This window comes from Streptomyces sp. SID8374, from assembly GCF_009865135.1.
Classification (GTDB): Bacteria; Actinomycetota; Actinomycetes; order Streptomycetales; family Streptomycetaceae; genus Streptomyces.
Window position 1 is genome coordinate 4,392,313 of record NZ_WWGH01000001.1, and the last position, 18,303, is coordinate 4,410,615.

At 72.1% G+C, this 18,303-nt stretch carries 14 protein-coding genes; 4 read left to right on the plus strand and 10 right to left on the minus strand.

Annotation, left to right across the window (positions count from 1 at the left end; all coding sequences use genetic code 11):
• Positions 1-27: 27 nt before the first annotated feature.
• Positions 28-2,310 carry a heavy metal translocating P-type ATPase gene (locus tag GTY67_RS19505; protein ID WP_343238711.1) on the minus strand — a complete coding sequence of 761 codons (2,283 nt, stop codon included), beginning with the start codon at positions 2,308-2,310 and terminating at the stop codon, positions 28-30.
• Between the two features lie 241 nt (positions 2,311-2,551).
• Between GTY67_RS19505 and GTY67_RS19510 the strand changes: the two genes are divergently transcribed.
• Positions 2,552-3,241 carry a copper homeostasis protein CutC gene (locus tag GTY67_RS19510; protein WP_093694065.1) on the plus strand — a complete coding sequence of 230 codons (690 nt, stop codon included), beginning with the start codon at positions 2,552-2,554 and terminating at the stop codon, positions 3,239-3,241.
• A gap of 99 nt (positions 3,242-3,340) precedes the next feature.
• Here the strand turns inward: GTY67_RS19510 and GTY67_RS19515 are convergent, their stop codons facing one another.
• A complete protein-coding gene (locus GTY67_RS19515) occupies positions 3,341-5,422 on the minus strand; it encodes an ATP-binding domain-containing protein (protein WP_161279500.1) in 2,082 nt (693 codons plus the stop codon).
• 418 nt (positions 5,423-5,840) lie between these two features.
• Between GTY67_RS19515 and GTY67_RS19520 the strand changes: the two genes are divergently transcribed.
• The gene (locus tag GTY67_RS19520; protein ID WP_030566947.1) at positions 5,841-6,029 is read left to right on the plus strand and encodes a hypothetical protein; all 189 of its coding nucleotides are present in this window, start codon (positions 5,841-5,843) and stop codon (positions 6,027-6,029) included.
• A gap of 10 nt (positions 6,030-6,039) precedes the next feature.
• Here GTY67_RS19520 and GTY67_RS19525 read toward each other — a convergent pair whose 3' ends face one another.
• The 8 genes from GTY67_RS19525 to GTY67_RS19560 all read right to left on the minus strand — a co-directional run bounded on the left by GTY67_RS19525 (position 6,040) and on the right by GTY67_RS19560 (position 16,068).
• Positions 6,040-7,089 carry a peptidase C39 family protein gene (locus GTY67_RS19525; protein WP_161279501.1) on the minus strand — a complete coding sequence of 350 codons (1,050 nt, stop codon included), beginning with the start codon at positions 7,087-7,089 and terminating at the stop codon, positions 6,040-6,042.
• The gene (locus GTY67_RS19530) at positions 7,086-9,179 is read right to left on the minus strand and encodes an iron ABC transporter permease (RefSeq protein ID WP_161280180.1); all 2,094 of its coding nucleotides are present in this window, start codon (positions 9,177-9,179) and stop codon (positions 7,086-7,088) included. Before GTY67_RS19530 ends, GTY67_RS19525 begins: the two co-directional genes overlap by 4 nt.
• A gap of 59 nt (positions 9,180-9,238) precedes the next feature.
• A complete protein-coding gene (locus tag GTY67_RS19535) occupies positions 9,239-10,300 on the minus strand; it encodes an iron-siderophore ABC transporter substrate-binding protein (RefSeq protein WP_161279502.1) in 1,062 nt (353 codons plus the stop codon).
• Positions 10,297-11,193, minus strand: a complete 897-nt coding sequence (locus GTY67_RS19540; protein ID WP_161279503.1) for an ABC transporter ATP-binding protein — start codon at positions 11,191-11,193, stop codon at positions 10,297-10,299. Before GTY67_RS19540 ends, GTY67_RS19535 begins: the two co-directional genes overlap by 4 nt.
• Before the next feature lie 400 nt (positions 11,194-11,593).
• Positions 11,594-12,475, minus strand: a complete 882-nt coding sequence (locus tag GTY67_RS19545) for an AraC family transcriptional regulator (RefSeq protein WP_161279504.1) — start codon at positions 12,473-12,475, stop codon at positions 11,594-11,596.
• 51 nt (positions 12,476-12,526) lie between these two features.
• Positions 12,527-14,170 (minus strand): DNA repair helicase XPB, encoded by a 1,644-nt coding sequence (locus tag GTY67_RS19550; protein WP_093694070.1) that lies wholly within the window; start codon positions 14,168-14,170, stop codon positions 12,527-12,529.
• A 457-nt stretch (positions 14,171-14,627) separates the two neighbouring features.
• Positions 14,628-14,939: a hypothetical protein gene (locus GTY67_RS34635; protein WP_202462323.1), complete on the minus strand. Its 312-nt coding sequence runs from the start codon at positions 14,937-14,939 to the stop codon at positions 14,628-14,630.
• Positions 14,940-15,372: 433 nt separating this feature from the next.
• Entirely contained in the window at positions 15,373-16,068 is a 696-nt protein-coding gene (locus GTY67_RS19560; RefSeq protein WP_161280181.1) for a DUF2071 domain-containing protein, read from the minus strand.
• A 273-nt stretch (positions 16,069-16,341) separates the two neighbouring features.
• Between GTY67_RS19560 and GTY67_RS19565 the strand changes: the two genes are divergently transcribed.
• Together GTY67_RS19565 and GTY67_RS19570 are read left to right on the plus strand one after the other, a co-directional pair.
• On the plus strand, positions 16,342-17,721 hold the full coding sequence (locus tag GTY67_RS19565; RefSeq protein ID WP_237502657.1) for an ATP-binding protein: 1,380 nt from the start codon (positions 16,342-16,344) through the stop codon (positions 17,719-17,721).
• Positions 17,666-18,292 (plus strand): RloB family protein, encoded by a 627-nt coding sequence (locus GTY67_RS19570; protein WP_161279506.1) that lies wholly within the window; start codon positions 17,666-17,668, stop codon positions 18,290-18,292. Before GTY67_RS19565 ends, GTY67_RS19570 begins: the two co-directional genes overlap by 56 nt.
• Positions 18,293-18,303: the final 11 nt, after the last annotated feature.

Consider the following 18,303-nt stretch of genomic DNA (forward strand, 5'->3'; position numbering starts at 1 on the left):
CGTACGGGAACTCGGGGAGCCGCGCCCTCACGCCCCCTTGAAGCCCCGCAGCCGCAGCGAGTTGCCGACCACGAACACCGACGAGAACGCCATCGCGGCCCCCGCGATCATCGGGCTGAGGAGACCGGCGGCGGCGAGGGGGATGGCGGCCACGTTGTAGGCGAAGGCCCAGAACAGGTTCGTCCGGATCGTGGAGAGGGTGCGGCGCGCGAGCCGGATGGCGTCGGCGGCGGCCCGCAGGTCTCCCCGTACGAGGGTGAGGTCACCGGCCTCGATCGCGGCATCCGTCCCCGTACCCATGGCCAGACCCAGGTCCGCCTGGGCGAGGGCGGCGGCGTCGTTGACCCCGTCGCCGACCATCGCGACGCTCCGGCCCTCCGTCTGGAGGCGCTTGACGACGTCGACCTTGTCCTCGGGCATGACCTCCGCGTACACCTCGTCGATGCCGACCTCGGCCGCCACCGTCTCCGCGACGGCCCGGTTGTCGCCGGTGAGGAGGATCGGGGTGAGTCCGAGGGCGCGCAGCCGCCGGACGGCCTCGGCGCTGGTGTCCTTCACCGCGTCCGCGACCTCCAGGACCGCCCGCGCCTCCCCGTCCCACGCGACCGTGATCGCCGTGCGACCGGCGCGCTCGGCCTCGGCCTTGGCGCGGGCCAGCCCCTCCGGGAGGCGGATCTCCCACTCGGTCAGCAGCTGCTCCCGGCCGACCAGGACGGCGTGTCCTTCGACCACGCCCTGGACGCCGAGTCCGGGGATGTTGGCGAAGTCCTCGGGGGTGGGAAGCGGGTCGGACCCGGCCAGGCGGTCGACGGCACCCGCCGCCACGGCCTGCGCGATCGGATGCTCGGAGGAGTGCTCCACCGCGCCCGCCAGCCGCAGCACGTCGTTCTCGTCGGCGCCTTGGGCGGTGTGGACGGTGAGGAGGGTCATCTTGCCGGTGGTCACCGTGCCGGTCTTGTCGAGGACGATGGTGTCGACGCGGCGGGTGGTTTCGAGGACTTCGGGTCCCTTGATGAGGATGCCGAGCTGGGCGCCTCGACCGGTGCCGACCATGAGGGCGGTGGGGGTGGCGAGGCCGAGGGCGCAGGGGCAGGCGATGATCAGGACCGCCACGGCCGCCGTGAACGCCGCCGTGAGTCCGGCGCCGCTGGCCAGCCAGAAGCCCAGCGTCCCCAGGGACAGCACGATGACGACGGGGACGAAGACGGCGGAGATGCGGTCGGCGAGGCGCTGGGCGGCGGCCTTGCCGTTCTGCGCGTCCTCCACCAGGCGGGCCATGCGGGCGAGTTGGGTGTCGGAGCCGATCCGGGTCGCCTCGACGACCAGGCGCCCGCCCGCGTTGATGGTCGCGCCGGTCACGGAGTCACCGGCGGCGACCTCCACGGGCACGGACTCGCCGGTCAGCATCGAGGCGTCCACGGCCGAACTGCCCTCGACGACCCTGCCGTCGGTGGCGATCTTCTCCCCGGGGCGTACCACGAAGCGGTCCCCGACCTGGAGTTCGCCGGTCGGCACGGTCACCTCACGGCCGTCGCGCAGGACGGTGACCTCCTTCGCGCCCAGCTCCATCAGCGCCCGGAGCGCGGCCCCGGCCTTCCGCTTGGAGCGGGCCTCGAACCAGCGCCCGGCGAGGATGAAGGCGGTCACCCCGGCGGCGGCTTCGAGGTAGATGTTCCCGGCGCCGTCGCCGCGCGCGATGGTCAGCTCGAACGGGTGCGTCATCCCGGTCATGCCCGCCGTACCGAAGAACAGCGCCCACACCGACCACAGGAACGCGGCCGACGTGCCGACCGAGATCAGCGTGTCCATCGTCGCCGCGCCGTGCCGGAGGTTGGTCCAGGCGGCGCGGTGGAAGGGCCAGCCCGCGTAGACGACGACGGGGGCGGCCAGCGTCAGGGAGAGCCACTGCCAGTTGTCGAACTGGAGGGCCGGGATCATCGCCATCGCGATCACCGGGACGGCGAGGACGACCGAGGTGATGAGGCGCTGGCGGAGGGAGGTGAGCCCGTCGTCGGGTTCTTCCGCCTCCGCCGCTGTCTCGCTCCTCCTCGTCTCGGGCGGTGGTGGTTCCTGTGCGGTGTAGCCGGTCGCCTCGACGGTGGAGATCAGGTCCTGTACGGAGACGTCCTCGCCCCGGTACGTCACCTTCGCCTTCTCGGTGGCGTAGTTGACGGTCGCCTCCACGCCGTCCATCCGGTTCAGCTTCTTCTCGATGCGGGCCGCGCAGGAGGCGCAGGTCATGCCGCCGATGGCGAGTTCGGCGGTGCGGGTGGCGGTGGCAGTGCCGGTGGTGGCGGAGCGCGTGGGCACGGGGGCCTCCTCGGGGCGGTCTCAGGATCTGTGTCTGATACCCCTAGGGGGTATCTCGTCCTCTCCCCATGTATACCCCCCACCCCTATGAAGCGCAAGGCGCGCCGGGAGGGGCCTGCGGGGTGGGGGTGCGCATCTCCGCGATCATGCGTTCAGATGGAGGGCTGTGCGGCCACCGGGCCGCCCCGTAGGCTGGTCATTGGACTAGACCTGTAGCCGCGTATCGGAGGAATGGGGACCCATGAGCAACCGTGCAGTCCTGGAGGTGATCGCTCTCGACGCGGAGGACGCGGTCGCCGCCCAGGCAGGTGGTGCAGACCGCCTCGAACTGGTCACCGACATGGCCGCGGACGGCCTGACGCCGTCACGGGAGACCTTCGCGGCGATCCGGTCCGCCGTGGACATCCCGCTGCGCGTCATGCTCAGGCTGGCGGACGGATTCGCCGCCGGTGACATCGAGGCGCTCGCCCGCAGGGCCCGCGAGCTGCGGGCGGAGGGCGCCGACGAGTACGTCCTAGGCTTCCTGGACGAGGACGGCCACGCCGACCTCGTCGCCGTGGAGCGGGTCGTCGCCCAGCTGGACGGCGCCCGGTGGACCTTCCACCGCGCGATCGACCGGGCCACCGACCGCGACGCCCTGCGCAAGCAGCTCGCGGACCTGCCGGGCCTGGACACGTACCTCACCGCCGGTTCGCCGGACGGGGTCGACGCGGGCATCCCGACGCTCCTCGAAGAGGCCGCCCGCGCCGGGGAGCCGGGGTACGAGGCGCAGATCCTGGTGGGCGGCGGCCTCCAGCTCCACCACCTGCCGCAGCTCCGGGCGGCGGGCATCGACGCCTTCCACATCGGCGGTGCGGCCCGTCCGTCCGGCTGGTCGGCACCGGTGGACGCGGCGGCGGTACGGGAGTGGCGCGAGGCCCTCGACGTCTGAGGCGGCCGGGTTCTCGGAAGGGGCGGGAGCCGCACGGACCCCGCCCCTCCCCGGGCCCTGCCCCAGCGCCTCCGGGCCCTGCCCCAGCGTCCCCGGGCCCTACCCCAGCGCCTCCGGCAACGCCGCCGTGTGCACCACCGTCAGCCCCGACACCGCACGGGTCAGCGCGACGTACAGCCGCCGCAGCCCGGTCCGCTCGTCCGGCTCGCCGTTCACCACGGCCGCCGGCTCGTCCAGCACCACGTAGTCGTACTCCAGGCCCTTCGCCAGCGACGCGGGCACCAGCGTCAGCCGCGACTCGGCGGTGGTCTCCTCACCGGGCGAGAGGTACGCGTGCCCCGCCGCCTCCAACGCCGCGCCCAGCGCCGGAATCCGGGCGTCGGCGGCGATCAGCCCGATGGACCCCTCGTGGCGCAGCGACTCCTCGCAGGCGGAGACGACGGCGGCATCCAGCGCGTCCGCCCCGCCCGCCTCCCGTACGACCAAGGACCCCGGCGACTCCCGCACCGACTCCACCGCCGCGAGACCCGGCGAGATCGCGGGCAGCAGCCGGGAGGCGTACGCGATCACCTCGCGCGGCACACGGAACCCGGCCGTCAGCTCCTCCACCACCGCGTCCGCCTTGCCCAGGTGGAACAGCGCCTCGTCCCAGCTCTCCGTGGACCACGGCGTCGTCCCCTGCGCGAGGTCTCCGAGCACGGTCGCCGAACCGGTCGAACACCGCCGTCCCACCGCCCGGTACTGCATCGGCGAGAGGTCCTGCGCCTCATCCAGCACGACATGGCCGAGCGAGTGCGTACGGGCCACCAGGTCACGGGCCTCGTCGATGAGCACCGCGTCCGCCGCCGACCACTTGGCCGACTTCACGCTCCGGGCGGGCTTCGCCCACAGGATCAGCTTCTGCTCGTCCTCGGTGAGCAGCCCCTCCGCGTGGACGGCCAGGAACTCCGGGTCGCACAGCAGCCGCAGCACCAGCTTCGCCGGGTTGACGGCGGGCCAGATCGCCTTCACGGCCGCCTTGACCGCCGGGTTGCGGGCCACGGTGTTCTGCACCCGGTCGTCGGGGGCCTCGCCCGCCTCCTCCATCCGTACGAGGACGGCGTGCGCGATCCGCTGCGGCAGGGCCTCGTGGGCGGAGCCGTACCGCATGTCCCGGGCCAGCAGCTCCTCGACCATCTCCTCGATCTCGTACGCGGGCACGCGCCAGCGCCGCGACCCGCGCACCACGACGACGGGCTCGGCGGGGGTGGTGACGTGCGAGCGGATGGCCCGGCGCAGCACCTCGGCCATGCGGGCGTCGCCCTTGACCACGGCGGCGGCCGCGTCGTCCGTGGACCGGACCTCCACGTCCGCCGTCACCAGGTCGTCGACGGTGGCCTGCTTGACCTCCAGCTCACCGAGGGCGGGCAGGACCTGTTCGATGTAGTGGAGGAAGGACCGGTTCGGCCCGATGACGAGGGTGCCGGTGCGGGCGAGCCGCTCGCGGTGCGCATAGAGCAGGAACGCCACCCGGTGCAGGCCGACGGCGGTCTTCCCGGTGCCGGGACCGCCCTGGACGCAGACGGTGCCGCCGAGGCCGCTCCGTACGATCTCGTCCTGCTCGGGCTGGATGGTGGCCACGATGTCGCGCATCGGGCCGACGCGGGGCCGTTCGATCTCCGCCTGGAGGAGGCGGCTGGTGTGCGCGATCTCGGCGGGGTCGGTGAGGTGCTCGTCCTCGTACGCGGTCAGCTCACCGGCGGTGTACCCGAAGCGGCGGCGGAGCCCCACGTCCTGGGGGTTCTTCGGGGACGCCTGGTAGTACGGCTGGGAGACCGGGGCCCGCCAGTCGATGACCATCGGGTCCCCGGCGGCGTCGTGGACGTGCCGGCGCCCGATGTAGAACCGCTCGCCCTCCGCCCCCTCGGCCAGGTCGCCGCCGACGGCGTGGAGATAGTCGAGGCGCCCGAAGAACAGGGGCGTGTGGGAGAGGTCGGCGAGCGCCTTGATGCGGTCGTCGATCTGGGACTGGAGCACGGCGGCGTTGACCCAGTTCGCGGTGACATCGCGGATGTCGAGGGCCTGGACGTCCTCCCGCATCGCGCGCAGGGCGGCGCGGGACGCGGCGAGATGGGCGCGTTCGTGCGCCAGGGGGTCGGCGGGATCGGTGGTGGAATCGCTTTCTGCTACGTGCGCGGGCACGGTGTTGCCTCCGGCTCTTCAACGGCTCTTCAACGGCTTCTCGAAGGCTTCTCGAAGGCTTTTCGACGGCTCTTCGACAGCTTTTCGACGCAGGACGGCGGACCGCTGTCGGTGCCGGCGGGAGCCGGAGCAGGACGGTCCGCTCGGAAGGTTCGTTCGCGTGTGTCGGCCGGTTTCCGTCCGGTCGGCGGCGCTCCCGGGGCCGTTGACTCGGCGCGGGAGGCGGGCAGACCGGCGATTGTAGCCACAGGGCGGGTCGGCGGCGAAACGGATTACGGCCCTCCCGGGGGTGGAGAGGCCAGGGGTACCCGTAGGGGATGTGTGCGGCCTGGGCGGTACCGGAGAGCTACGCGCCCGGCGTACGGGTTCCGTCTGCGGACCGACGCGCCCATACGGGTGACGGGAGCACCATGGATACATGAGCACAACCACCCTGAACCCACGCAGGACCGGCCCCGCGCACGGCGCGACCGCGGTCACCGGTCACCACCGACCCCATCGCGTCGGCGACGCGGTGCGCGCCGTGAAGGTGTTCGTGACGGCGGCGTTCAGCGTGGTCGTCCTGGGGGAGTACGCGGAGGGGGCGGGCGTACGGAGGGGCCACTGAGCCGCCCCCCTCAGCGATCTCTTCCTCCTCCGATCCGCACCGCGCCCCGGACCCGGTCCTGCCCGACCAGCGACATCGCGTCGAGTGCCCCGTCGGCAACGGGCAGCAGATGGGCGTCGACCCAGGTCTCTCCGACAGCCGTGTTGAACCACGGATCTCCCACCACCACCGCACCCGGCACGGCCCCGTGGCACAGCACCCAGTGCGGCACGTCGAACCCCTGCATCACGGCCAGCGAGACGAGCAGCAGCACGCACTCCCCCCGGCCGACCGCGTCCCGCAGCTCCGGCAGCGACAGCCGCCGCCCGTCGACCGGCACGCCGAGCCGCCCGGCCTCCGTCCGCGACACGCGCTGGAGCACGGCCCGCCACTCCCGCTCGTCCCCGGCGAGGTGGTCGAGGAGGACGGGCTTGTCCGTATCGAGGAGCACCTCCACGTCCGACGACGGCCACCGCCGCCGGACCGCGACCCCCAGTCCCACCGGCTCGCACGCGGGGAAGTTGGTCGCGTCCCGCCACAGGGTCAGCTCCGCCTCCCGGCCGATCGGCTCCCGCCCCGCCACGCCCGCGTGCGCCTGCGCGACCAGGGCGGTGACGGCTCCGCAGGTGAAGTGGGTGCTCTGCCGGTAGTACGGGGGTTCGGCGACGGCCTCACCGCCGACCAGCCAGCGCACATACCCGGCCCCGGGTCCACCCGGGACGTCCGGGCGCGTGAGCGGCAGCCGCAGCGGAGCGAACCCGGCCGCCGCCGCATCCTCGGCGCTCGCCGTCCACCCCTCCCACTTGACCTGCGCGAGGCCCTGCTCGTAGGCGTACGAGAGAACCGCTCCGACCGCCGCCGGTACGTCCCCGACCGTGTCCACGATCTTGACGTAGGCGGTACCGGGGCGTGCCGTCACGAGCGCGGTGCCGCCCCCGTCGGGCGCGGCCACCAGGCGGGGAGCGTGCGGTGAACGGTCGACCGCGCCCCAGCGCTCCAGCACCTCGGGCCGGGCGGTCCGCCGCAGCGCGTCCGGCCACGCGCCGGGCTCGTACGGAAGGACGGTGTACGTCGGCGTCATGCGCGGGACCTCCGGAGCAGCCAGACGAAGTACGGGGCGCCGACCAGCGCGACCATGAGCCCGGCGGGGATCTGCGCGGGCGCGATGAGCGTGCGGCCGAGGGTGTCGGCCACGCAGACCAGCACCCCGCCGATGAGCATCGCGACGGGGATCGCGCGGCCGTGCCGGGCACCGACGAGGGACCGGGCGAGGTGCGGGGCGACGAGCCCGACGAAGCCGACGACCCCGATCGCGATCACGCCGAGCGCCGCGAGGACGGCGGCGACGGTGAGCGAGGCGAAGCGGGTGCGGGCCGGGCTGACGCCGAGGATGCGCGGGGTGTCCTCGTCGACGGCGAGCAGGTCCAGTTCGCGCCGCATCGCGAGCAGCAGCGGCAGCGCGACCAGCAGGGCCACCGCCACCGGTACGACATCGGGGAGCGAGCGCCCGTACGTCGTCCCCGAGAGCCAGGTGAGGATCCGGGGCGTGTTCCACGGGTCGGCGCGCAGCAGGAGGAAGGTGGAGACGGCGCTGAGCCCGTATCCGCAGCCGATGCCGATCAGCACGAACCGGTCCGGCAGGAAGCCGCCGCGCCAGGCCAGCAGGGCGATCAGCGCGAACGTGGCGAGCCCGGTGCCGACGGCCGCCGCGATGAGCAGCGGCCGCCCGCCGGGCAGGCCGGACGTCACGACGGCCACCGCGCCGAGCCCGGCCCCCGCCGTGATGCCGAGCACGCCCGGCTCGGCCAGCGGGTTGCGTACCGCGCTCTGCACGGCGCACCCCGCAAGCCCGAGCGCCGCGCCCGCGAGGACGGCGGCGGCCACGCGGGGCATCCGGTCGTCGAGTGCGCGCCCGACCAGCTCGGGGGCGGTGCCCTGCACCCAGAGGACGAGGTCCCCCGTACGCAGCCAGAGGCTCCCCGCCAGGATCCCCACCAGCACGGCCCCGGCCAGCAGCACCACCGCGCCGGCCACCACGAGGAGGAACGACCGGCGCGACCGGGTGGCGGACCGGGCCTGCGGGGGCTGCCGGACCGGCCCCGCGTCCCGGAGGCGGAGCGCGAGGACCACGATGACGACGGCGCCGAGCAGCGCGGTCGGGATGCCCGTGGGGACGGAGGCGGCCCCCTCGGCCCCCAGCACCGCGCGCAGCGAGGCGTCCGCGAGCAGGACGAGCAGCGCGCCGAGCAGCCCGGCCCCGGGGACCAGCAGCGCGTGCCGGTGCAGGGCCCGGACGCGTCCGGCGACCAGCCGGGCCAGGACCGGGGCGCCGAGCCCCACGAACGCGATCGGGCCCGCGAGCGTCACCGCCGTGCTGGTCAGGAGTACGGCGCAGAGCACGGCGGTCGTACGGGTCGCGCGGATCGGCACACCGAGCGAGGACGCCGTGTCCTCGCCCAGGCCCAGCACGTCCAGCTTCCGGGAGAGCGCGAGGGCGACGCACAGCACCACGGCCACCAGCGGGATCGCGCGCATCGACGCGTCGATGTTGAGCTGCGCGAGGGAGCCGCTGCCCCAGGCGAAGAGGCCGGTGGTGTTCCGGTCGAAGAGGATCAGCAGCATCGCGGTCGCCGCGTCCAGCGCCATGGCCGTCGCCGACCCGGCGAGGACGAGACGGGTGCCCGAGGTGCCCGCCGTACGGCCCGTCAGGGCCAGCACGAGGACCGCCGCGAGCAGGCCGCCCGCGAAGGCGACGGCCCCGGAGGCCCACAGCGGCACGGTGAGCCCGAAGGCGGCGACGGCCGACAGCGTGAAGTAGGCCCCGGCGGTGACCGCGAGGGTGTCCGGGGACGCGAGGGCGTTACGGGTGACGGACTGGAGCAGCGCCCCGGCGGCCCCGAGGGCGAAGCCGACGGCCACCCCCGCGAGCAGCCGGGGCAGCCGCGAACCGGCGACGATGTCCCCGACCGGCACCCCGCCGACGTCCTCCCGCGCCCCGGCGGCGTACCGCAGCAGGTCCCACATGCCCGCGCCGGAGGTCCCCTGGGTCAGATGCCAGAGGCCCACCAGCACGATGGCGACGGCGAGGAGCACGAGGACGGCGCCCCCGGCGAGGCGACCGGTGTCGGATACGGGCGCCTGTGCTTCTGCTGCGAGGGCCGGAGCGCTCACTTCACGGTGCTGAACGCTCACCTCTTCGTGCTGAACGCCCACTTCTTGGTGCTGAGCGCTCACTTCTTGGTGAGGACGTCGACGTACGCGTCGATCGCCTGCTCGCACGAGCGCGGCCCGCCGGCGCCCCAGACGCGCGCGGGGAAGCTGTGCGCGCGGCCTTCCTTCACGGCGGGGAGCGACTTCCAGACCGGGTTCTTCTGGAGGGCGGTGACGTAGCCACCGGCGCCTTCGTCGTTGGCGTAGAAGAGGTTCGCCTTGCCCACGCCGGTCAGCCCTTCGACGTCGGTCTGGGCCAGGCCGTAGGAGGGGTCGACGCCGCCGTCGCCGTACGCCTTGTTGATGTCGTCGGTCCAGGCGGCCTTCATCCCCAGCTCCTCACCGATCGCGGTGAACAGCGCGCCCTGCCCGTACGGGCGGACCGTGAGGTTGCCGCCCTGGAGCCAGCCGTCGAAGAAGAGGAAGTCCTGCGTCGGCAGATCGGCGTCCGCCACCTGCTTCTTGGCCCGTGCGAGGTGGTCGTCGAACTCGCCGATCACCTGCTTCGCCCGCTCGGTGCGCCCGGTGGCCTCGCCGATCAGGTTGAACACGTCGCGCACGTTGCCGATGGGGTCCTCGGGGTTGGCGCCCCGGGTGGCCATCACCGGTATGCCCCGCTTCTCCAGCGCGACCAGGGTCTCGTCCTTGGCGTCGAACGCCTCCACCACGACGAGGTCGGGCTTGGCCGCGGCGAGCGTGTCGAGGTCGGGCTCCTCGCGGGTGCCGATGTCCGTCACGCCCTGGGGGAGCTTCTCCGCGCTGACCCAGGTCCGGTACCCCTTCGCGTCGGAGACCGCGACGGGCGTGACGCAGAGCGTGAGGGCGTCCTCGACCTGCTGCCACTCCAGGACGGCGATGCGTGCGGCGGGCTTGTCCAGCTTCACCTTGCGGCCGAGGCTGTCGGTGAGGGTGACCGGCTTGGCCGAGGTGGCGGTGGTGTCCCCGGCACAGTCCTTGGAGGCCGGGGAGGCGGCGGCGCCTGCCTCGGGCGTCTTGACGTCGGTGGTGCCGCAGGCCGTAGTGGCGAGGGCGACGGCGAGCCCGGTGGCGGCTGACGCCAGGAGACGGCGGGCGCGGATCATGAAGGGTCCTCTTCTCTGTTACTGCTACGGCTGTTGCCTGCGGAAGTGGTCGGGGCGGGGTGCCGCCCGACGGGGTCGATACGGACCCGGCCCGTACGCGGGTCGGCGTACGCCTCGACGCGGATGTCGTAGACCTCGCCGATGTTCTGCGCGGTGAGGACGTCGGCGGGCGGACCGGCGGCGTGGACGCGGCCGGCGCGCATGAGGACGAGGGTGTCGGCGACGCGGGCGGCGTGGTCGAGGTCGTGCAGCACGATGCCGACGGCGATGCCGTGGTCCTGGACGAGGTCGCGCACCAGGTCCAGCGTCTCGATCTGGTAGCGCAGGTCGAGGTGGTTGGTCGGCTCGTCCAGCAGGACGACACCGGTGTTCTGGGCCAGGCAGGCCGCGAGCCACACGCGCTGCGTCTCGCCGCCGGAGAGCTCCCCGGCGGGGCGGGCGGCCATGTCGCGTACGCCGGTGGCGTCCATGGCGTACGCGATCGCGGTCCGGTCCTCGGCGGAGAGCCCGGAGAAGCCGCGCCGGTAGGGGTGGCGGCCGAAGGCCACGACCTCCGCCACGGTGAGGCCCTGCGGGGCGGGCCTGGACTGGGAGAACAGGGTGACCTCCCGGGCGAACTCCCGGGCGCTGAGCAGGGACACGGAGCGCCCGGGGCCGCCGTCTTCGTCCCCACCGCCGCCGCCGAGCGTCACCGTGCCGTCGTCCACCCGGTGCAGCCGGGCGAGCGAGCGCAGCAGCGTGGACTTCCCGCTGCCGTTTGGGCCGACCAAGGCGGTCGCGCGGCCGGGTTCCAGGGAGAGCGAGACCCCGTGCACGACGGGGGTCTTTCCGTACCGCAGGACCAGGTCACGCCCGTCGAGGGCGGCCGGGGGCGGGGGATGGCTGGTGAACATGGGGCGTCCGGTCGGGTCGAGGGGCGATGGCGCGCGGCACCCCCGGTGGCCGCACACCGCCGACCGCGCCACAAGCTCCCCGAGCCCGACGACGACCACACCTGGCGGGCAACAACTAAGGGTTACCTAACTCCTGGAAGGCTATATTCCGCCTGCCGTGTCGGCAATCAGGAGCTGGAGACACCGGATACGGCGTTCCGGACACGGGAGGGGGCGTCGGCGCGGGAGCCCTGCTCGGCGGCTGACGGGAACTCCGCCGCACGGGTGCCGCGTTCGGCAGCTGACCGGAACGTCCGCTGCACGGGTGCGGCGTTCGGCGCCTGACCGAAACGTCCGCCGCAGGGGAGCCCCGTTCGGCGCCTGACGGGAACTCCGCCGCGCGGGAGCCGCGATCGGTGGCTTAACGGGACTCCGCCGCGCGGGAGCCCTGCTCGGCGGCCGTACGGAAGGCGGCCCCCGTGGCCGTACTGAAGAAGGCCCCCGGTGTCGTTCCCACCACCCGCCGGAACGCGGCGATGAAGGTGCTGGGCTGCGCATAGCCGAGTTCCAGGGCGACGGACTGCACATCGAGTCCCTCGGAGAGCAGCGTCAACGCCCGGTGGACGCGCAGCGTCTGCCGCCACTGGCTGAAGGACAGCCCCGTGGAGTGCCGGAACGCCCGGGTGACCGTACGGTCGCTGGTCCCCAGGGCCCGCGCCCACTCCTCCAGCGACCGGGCGTCGGCGGGGTCCTCCAGCAGGGCCTCGGCGATGGTGTCGATCCGGGCGTCGCCGGGCAGCCGGAGCGTGAACTGGCGCTCCGACGGCAGCAGTACGTCGAACACGACGGACTCCGCCCGCGCCCGGGCCCCGGCGTCGAGGTCCGTACGGGCCAGATGGGTCAGCAACGACTCCAGCAGCGGGGTCATCGCGATGGCGGTCGGCCCCTCGAAGGCGAGCGGCGTCCGCTCGGGCGCGAAGAAGGCGTCGTAGAACTCGACCCCCGCCGTCAGCCGCCCCCCGTGCACCACCCCGGCGGGCATCCACAGCCCCTGCCCCTCGGACACGGTGAACACCTGGTCCGCCACCCGGGACATCAGGGTGCCGCCGCGCACCCAGACCAGTTCGTGCAGGGGGTGGGTGTGCGGCTCCCACTCGGTGGGGACACCGGGTACGTGGGACTCGGAGATGATCACGAACGGAGCCGAAGCCCCCGCCGGAACGGCCGAGGCCCGGCACACCACGGTGCCGGGCTCACGCGGCCACGCCCCGAAACCGGGGAGGTCAGGAGGGCGAGGGGGCATGGGACCGACTGTATCCGGTGCCCCCCGCGTACCCCCTACGCCCTCGCCCCCTCAGCTACCGGCCAGCAGCTCGTCCGCGTCGACGATGCGGTACGCGTACCCCTGCTCGGCCAGGAACCGCTGGCGGTGCGCCGCGAAGTCCTGGTCGATGGTGTCGCGGGCGACGACCGAGTAGAACCGCGCCTCGTGCCCGTCGGCCTTCGGCCGCAGGACGCGCCCGAGTCGCTGGGCCTCCTCCTGGCGCGACCCGAAGGTCCCGGAGACCTGGATGGCGACGGTGGCCTCCGGCAGGTCGATGGAGAAGTTGGCGACCTTGGAGACGACGAGGACGCTGATCTCCCCGTTCCGGAAGGCGCCGAAGAGCTTCTCGCGCTGGGCGTTGCTGGTCTCGCCCTTGATGACGGGGGCGTCCAGGTGTTCCCCCAGCTCATCCAGCTGATCGATGTACTGCCCGATGACGAGGGTCTGCTCGCCCTGGTGCTTGCGTACGAGCGCCTCGGTGACCTTCCGCTTGGTGGCGGTGGTGGCGCAGAACCGGTACTTCTCCTCCGCCTCGGCGGTGGCGTACGCGAGCCGCTCGGAGTCGGTGAGGTTGACCCGTACCTCGACGCAGTCGGCGGGCGCGATGTAGCCCTGCGCCTCGATCTCCTTCCAGGGGGCGTCGAACCGCTTGGGCCCGATGAGCGAGAACACATCGGACTCCCGCCCGTCCTCCCTCACCAGGGTCGCGGTGAGACCGAGCCGCCGCCGGGCCTGGAGATCGGCGGTGAACTTGAAGACGGGGGCGGGCAGCAGGTGGACCTCGTCGTAGACGACGAGCCCCCAGTCACGGGAGTCGAAGAGCTCCAGGTGCGGGTAGATGCCCTTACGCCGGGTGGTCAGCACCTGGTAGGTGGCGATGGTGACCGGCCGGATCTCCTTCTTCGTACCGCTGTACTCACCGATCTCGTCCTCGGTGAGCGAGGTCCGCTTGACCAGCTCGTGCTTCCACTGGCGGGCGGAGACGGTGTTGGTGACGAGGATGAGCGTGGTGGCCTTGGCCTCGGCCATGGCACCGGCCCCGACGAGGGTCTTCCCGGCCCCACAGGGCAGCACCACAACCCCCGACCCGCCGTGCCAGAACCCCTCGACGGCCTGCCTCTGGTAGGGCCGCAGGGCCCAGCCGTCCTCGGCCAGCTCGATCGGATGGGCCTCGCCGTCGACGTACCCCGCGAGGTCTTCGGCCGGCCAGCCCAGCTTCAGCAGGGTCTGCTTGATCTGCCCGCGCTCGGAGGGGTGCACGGCCACGGTGTCCGGATCGATCCGGGCGCCGACGAGCGGCTGCACTTTCTTGGACCGCAGGATCTCCTCCAGCACGGGCCGGTCGGTGCTGGTGAGCACCAGCCCGTGCACCGGGTGCTTGGAGAGGGTGAGCCGCCCGTACCGCGCCATCGTCTCGGCGATGTCGACCAGGAGCGCGTGCGGCACGGGGTAGCGGGAGAACTCCACCAGGGCATCGACGACCTGCTCGGCGTCGTGCCCGGCGGCCCGGGCGTTCCACAGCCCGAGCGGGGTGACCCGGTACGTATGGATGTGCTCGGGCGCACGCTCCAGCTCCGCGAAGGGTGCGATGACCCGACGGCAGGCGTCCGCCAGCTCGTGGTCGACTTCGAGGAGCAGCGTCTTGTCGCTCTGGACGATGAGGGGTCCGGTCACGCGCTTCGGCCCTTTCTGCGGGGTGCGGCCACGGATGCGGCCAAACGTCCAGTGTGCCGCATCGGGGGGCGGGGCGGGGTGGGTGTGTGCGGCGGGCGGGGCTTCGTGCGGTGGCTGCGGGGCGGGCCTGGGACTCAGCCGCACCAGCCGTACGCCGCACCGCCGCCGCCTCCGCGGCTGCGCCCGCCGTGGACCGGGGGAACGGCACCGGCGACGCCACGTCGCCGGTGTCCGGGGTCCGACCGGGGCACCCTGCCTCCTGACGCTGCACGACGTCGACGACCTCGTCGAAGTGGAACCGGACACCGTACGCTTCCCGCTCCACCACCTGCCCGCCCCTCAACAGCAGGGGCCATTACGGCAGACCACCGAGCCGAATAGCGCTCCACCACCCGTAAAGAGTCGAGGTCAACGGCAAAAAATACGCCCTGTACTCCGTGATCTTGCTCATTCGTACCTAGCGTCCACAGTTGTAGTGGTACGCAGTGATGACGCCGACGGGGCGGCGGTCTTTGGATCGCGAGTCCACTCGCTCGGTGAACACCACTTTCATGCCGCCGGCGTATGGGTTCCGGAAAGTGCGACTGTCCAGCTTGCAAGCGACCGCACTGCCGCTGGCCGTGTACTTTCCTCGCCCCAACGTCTTGTCGATGTCCTGCTTCATATTCGACCGACTTGAGATCTGGCCGGAGTGACCGGACTCGATGTGGCGCTTGGAGTTCAAGCGGGACGCGATCGCCTTGGTGTTGTCGTGGGAGAAGACGGTCACGGAGGTCGCGCGTGACCTGGGCGTGAGTACGGGGCGTCGGTGGGGCTGGGTGAAGCAGGCGAAGATCGACAGGGGTGAGGGTCCGGCAGTGACGGACCCCGGCGGAGGAGCCGTCCGTCTCCCCGCCCGCACGCTCGGACAACTTGTTTGTGCCGCATCCCGCCGGCACCGGGCTCCAGGCGGTGTGGAAGAAGCCGGACTCCACGATGCTCGCGCTCGGCGAGGCCTGACGCGGTCGAGCCCGCACGGATCGAGGCGATCCTGAGCGACGGTGACGGGTCCGAGGGCAAGGGCCGCTGGCAGAAGGACGAGAGCGGCGGCTTTCTGGAGATGGCCCTGCTGTGCGTGGGGGAAGGGCGCCACGGGGACGGACACCTTCGAACGGTTCCGGGGCATGGACCCCGCCTGATGGCGGCGAGAATTTCCTGAAGCCTCAGGTCCCGCGCCGCTGCGGCCCGAAGCGTACGGGGACGCCGGGGGAGTACAGCACGCTCACCGGCTCCCCGACCGGCGCGGGCAGCCCGCCGGCCGCCACCAGGTCCTCGTCGCACTCCAGCAGCTCCGCCCGGTGGAGGGGCCACCGGGGGTGGGCGTTCGGCAGATAGGCGGTCCGCCCGAAGAAGGAACTGTGCAGGGCCCAACGGGCGGTCAGGAAGTGCTCCAGGGGCGTGGGTTCATCGATGGCCTCCCCCGCCCGCAGCACGATCCGGCTCCGCGCACCGCGCGGTCCGGGCCAGCGCCGGGCGCTCGTGTACGTGAGGGTGTCGCCGGAGCGCGCGATGTCCATCCGGGACCACACGTACGGCAACCGGAACGCGGCCCGCGCCACGAGGACGGGGATCAGCCGCGAGGCGTCGAGGGACCGGAAGACGACACCGCGCCGCCCGCGCTCATCGACCGAGTACAGCCGCACGTTGGTCTCGGGAAAGGTCCCCAGATACGGAAGCCCCGGCAGCCCGAACCCGCCCACCCGGTACATCCGGAACGCCACGAGCCCCACGTACGTCGACGTCCCGTCGAAGGTGTCCGGCACCGTCCCCGCCGGCAGCAGCGGCGCCACATCCGCCGGATCGACCTCCCAGTGCAGGAACGCCAGATCCAGCCAGGACTGCGTGAGCAGCGGCGGCATCGGCGCCCGGGGCGGGTCTGCCGAAACCGGCTCGGGTCCCACCTGCCTCAGCCCGAGGCCCTGATCGGCGAAGGACATGCTTGCAGCATCGCAGATGGGCCGCGACCGCCGCCGGGAGATGACGAGAGCAGGCGGGCACCTCGGGAGGCGGGGCATTCGTCATGACTGAGCCATTGGCCTACACGGACGAGTGGCATCACTAGGCAATGTCGTTTCGCTGCCGCTATCGTCAGGCTATGACGATATGAGCCATGGGAAGACAGCATTCGATGCTTGGAGAGGCTGGCTATGCTGCTGCGGTTCCAGGTCACGAATCACGCTTCGCTGCTGGAGGAACAGGAGCTGTCCCTCATCGCCGCCGACCGGCACCCGGAGCGGGCGGAGTTCCCTTCCCCGGCTGGAGACGAGTTCGCGGTTCCCGTCGTCGCGGTCTACGGGACGAACGCCTCCGGAAAGTCGAACGTGATCGACTCCATCGGCTGGATGCGGTCGGCGGTCCTGACCTCGTTCCGTCGGTGGGACCCCAGCGGCGGAGTTCCACGCCGCACCTTCGCGCTCGGTCAGGGCGCGGCTGAGCGGCCCAGCTCCTTCGCGGTCGACTTCGTCGTCGGCGGGGTGCACCACCAGTTCGGCTTCTCGGTCAACGACGAGCGCGTCACCGAGGAGTGGCTGTACTACTACCCCGAAGGGCGCCAGCGCCGCCTGTACGAGCGCGGGGCGGACGACGTCGTCACCTTCGGGCGGTGGCTCACCGGCCGGCGGAAGCTGATCGCGGAACTGCTCAGGCCGAACAGCCTGTATCTGTCCGTCGCCGCAGCGCAGGGGCACGACCAGCTCGGTGAGGTCTTCCGGTGGTTCAGGTCAGGTCTGCGGATGGCCACCGACCACGACTTCCCCCAGCGCCTCGATCACACTGTGCGGCTCTGTCTCGAAGGCAGGGACGGCCGGGCGGACCAGCCGGTGCTGGACCTCCTCCGCTTCGCCGACCTCGGCGTCTCCGGACTGGAGATCCAGGACTGGGACGAAAGCGTCAGGGAGGACCACCAGCGAATCACACAGGCGCTTCGCGACGCGCTAGGGGACAAGGTGCGCGTGCGGGAGGACGCCAAGCGGCGGGTCAGGGTGGAGCACCGGACCGCTGAGGGTGTCTTCCCGCTTGACCTCGCCTACGAGTCGAGCGGCACGCGTACGTGGATCGGCCTCATCGGCCCCGTCATCACCACGCTGGCCGACGGCGGGGTGCTCTGCGTGGACGAACTCGACGCCCGGTTGCACCCCTATCTGGTGGACGCCCTGGTCGGCATGTTCCAGTCTCCCGAGACCAACAGCAGGGGAGCGCAGCTGGTCTTCAGCACACATGAGGCAGCCCTGCTCGGGCGCAACGTACGGACCGAACTCTTCAGGGATCAGGTCTGGTTCACAGAGAAGGACCCGCGGACTCTGGCCACGCGCCTGTTTCCGCTGACCGAGTTCTCGGTGCGCAACTCGGCCGACAATTTGGAGAGGCGCTATCTGGGCGGGCGCTACGGGGCGGTACCGCATTTGGACGACGACCTGCTGCGGGATGTGGCCGTGGCGTTCCGGCATGGGGGTGGGCGTGAAGCGGGGAAAGCCGCTAAAGCGGACGAAGGGCGTACGTCCGGAGCAGCGTAGGTTTCTCATCTACTGCGAAGGGGAGCGCACCGAGGATCTGTATTTCAAGGGCCTGCGTGCGGATCTGCGGACCCTTCCCGTCGCGGTCTGTCTCGGCGGTGAGCACGGTGAGCCGTTGTCCCTGGTCCGAGCGGCGATCGAGCACAAGGAGCGCGCCCTGCACTCGCCGCAGGACCGCCGTATGGCCTATGACGAGGTCTGGTGCGTGATCGATGTCGAAGCGCCAGCCCCGCACGACGGCCTCGACAGCGCGTTGGACCTTGCCCGGCGGAACGGCGTCGAGGTCGCGCTCACCAACCCGTGCTTCGAGTTATGGATCATGCTTCACTTCAAGGACGTCACGAGGTACAGCACCTCGAACGAGGCGCAGAGAGCGCTGGAGAAGCTCGGTGTCTGCGGCTACTCGACCAGCCGGAAGCATTTGTCCTATGACGCGTTGCGTGACGGCTTCGGCCAGGCGCGGGACCGCGCGGAGGCGCTGAGACAGCGGGCATCGAAGGGGCACCGGCACAACCCGTGGACGGATGTGGACAGGCTGGTTGCCCTGCTGAAAGCGGCTCGGCACGCGTGAGCCCGCGGCCC

Coding starts and splice junctions, on each gene's coding strand:
- GTY67_RS19520 (WP_030566947.1), top strand. CDS start 5,841: ATGAGCACAACCACCCTGAACCCACGCAGGACCGGCCCCGCGCACGGC.
- GTY67_RS19560 (WP_161280181.1), bottom strand. CDS start 16,068: ATGCCGCCGCTGCTCACGCAGTCCTGGCTGGATCTGGCGTTCCTGCAC.
- GTY67_RS19510 (WP_093694065.1), top strand. CDS start 2,552: ATGAGCAACCGTGCAGTCCTGGAGGTGATCGCTCTCGACGCGGAGGAC.
- GTY67_RS19535 (WP_161279502.1), bottom strand. CDS start 10,300: ATGATCCGCGCCCGCCGTCTCCTGGCGTCAGCCGCCACCGGGCTCGCC.
- GTY67_RS19545 (WP_161279504.1), bottom strand. CDS start 12,475: ATGCCCCCTCGCCCTCCTGACCTCCCCGGTTTCGGGGCGTGGCCGCGT.
- GTY67_RS19540 (WP_161279503.1), bottom strand. CDS start 11,193: ATGTTCACCAGCCATCCCCCGCCCCCGGCCGCCCTCGACGGGCGTGAC.
- GTY67_RS19525 (WP_161279501.1), bottom strand. CDS start 7,089: ATGACGCCGACGTACACCGTCCTTCCGTACGAGCCCGGCGCGTGGCCG.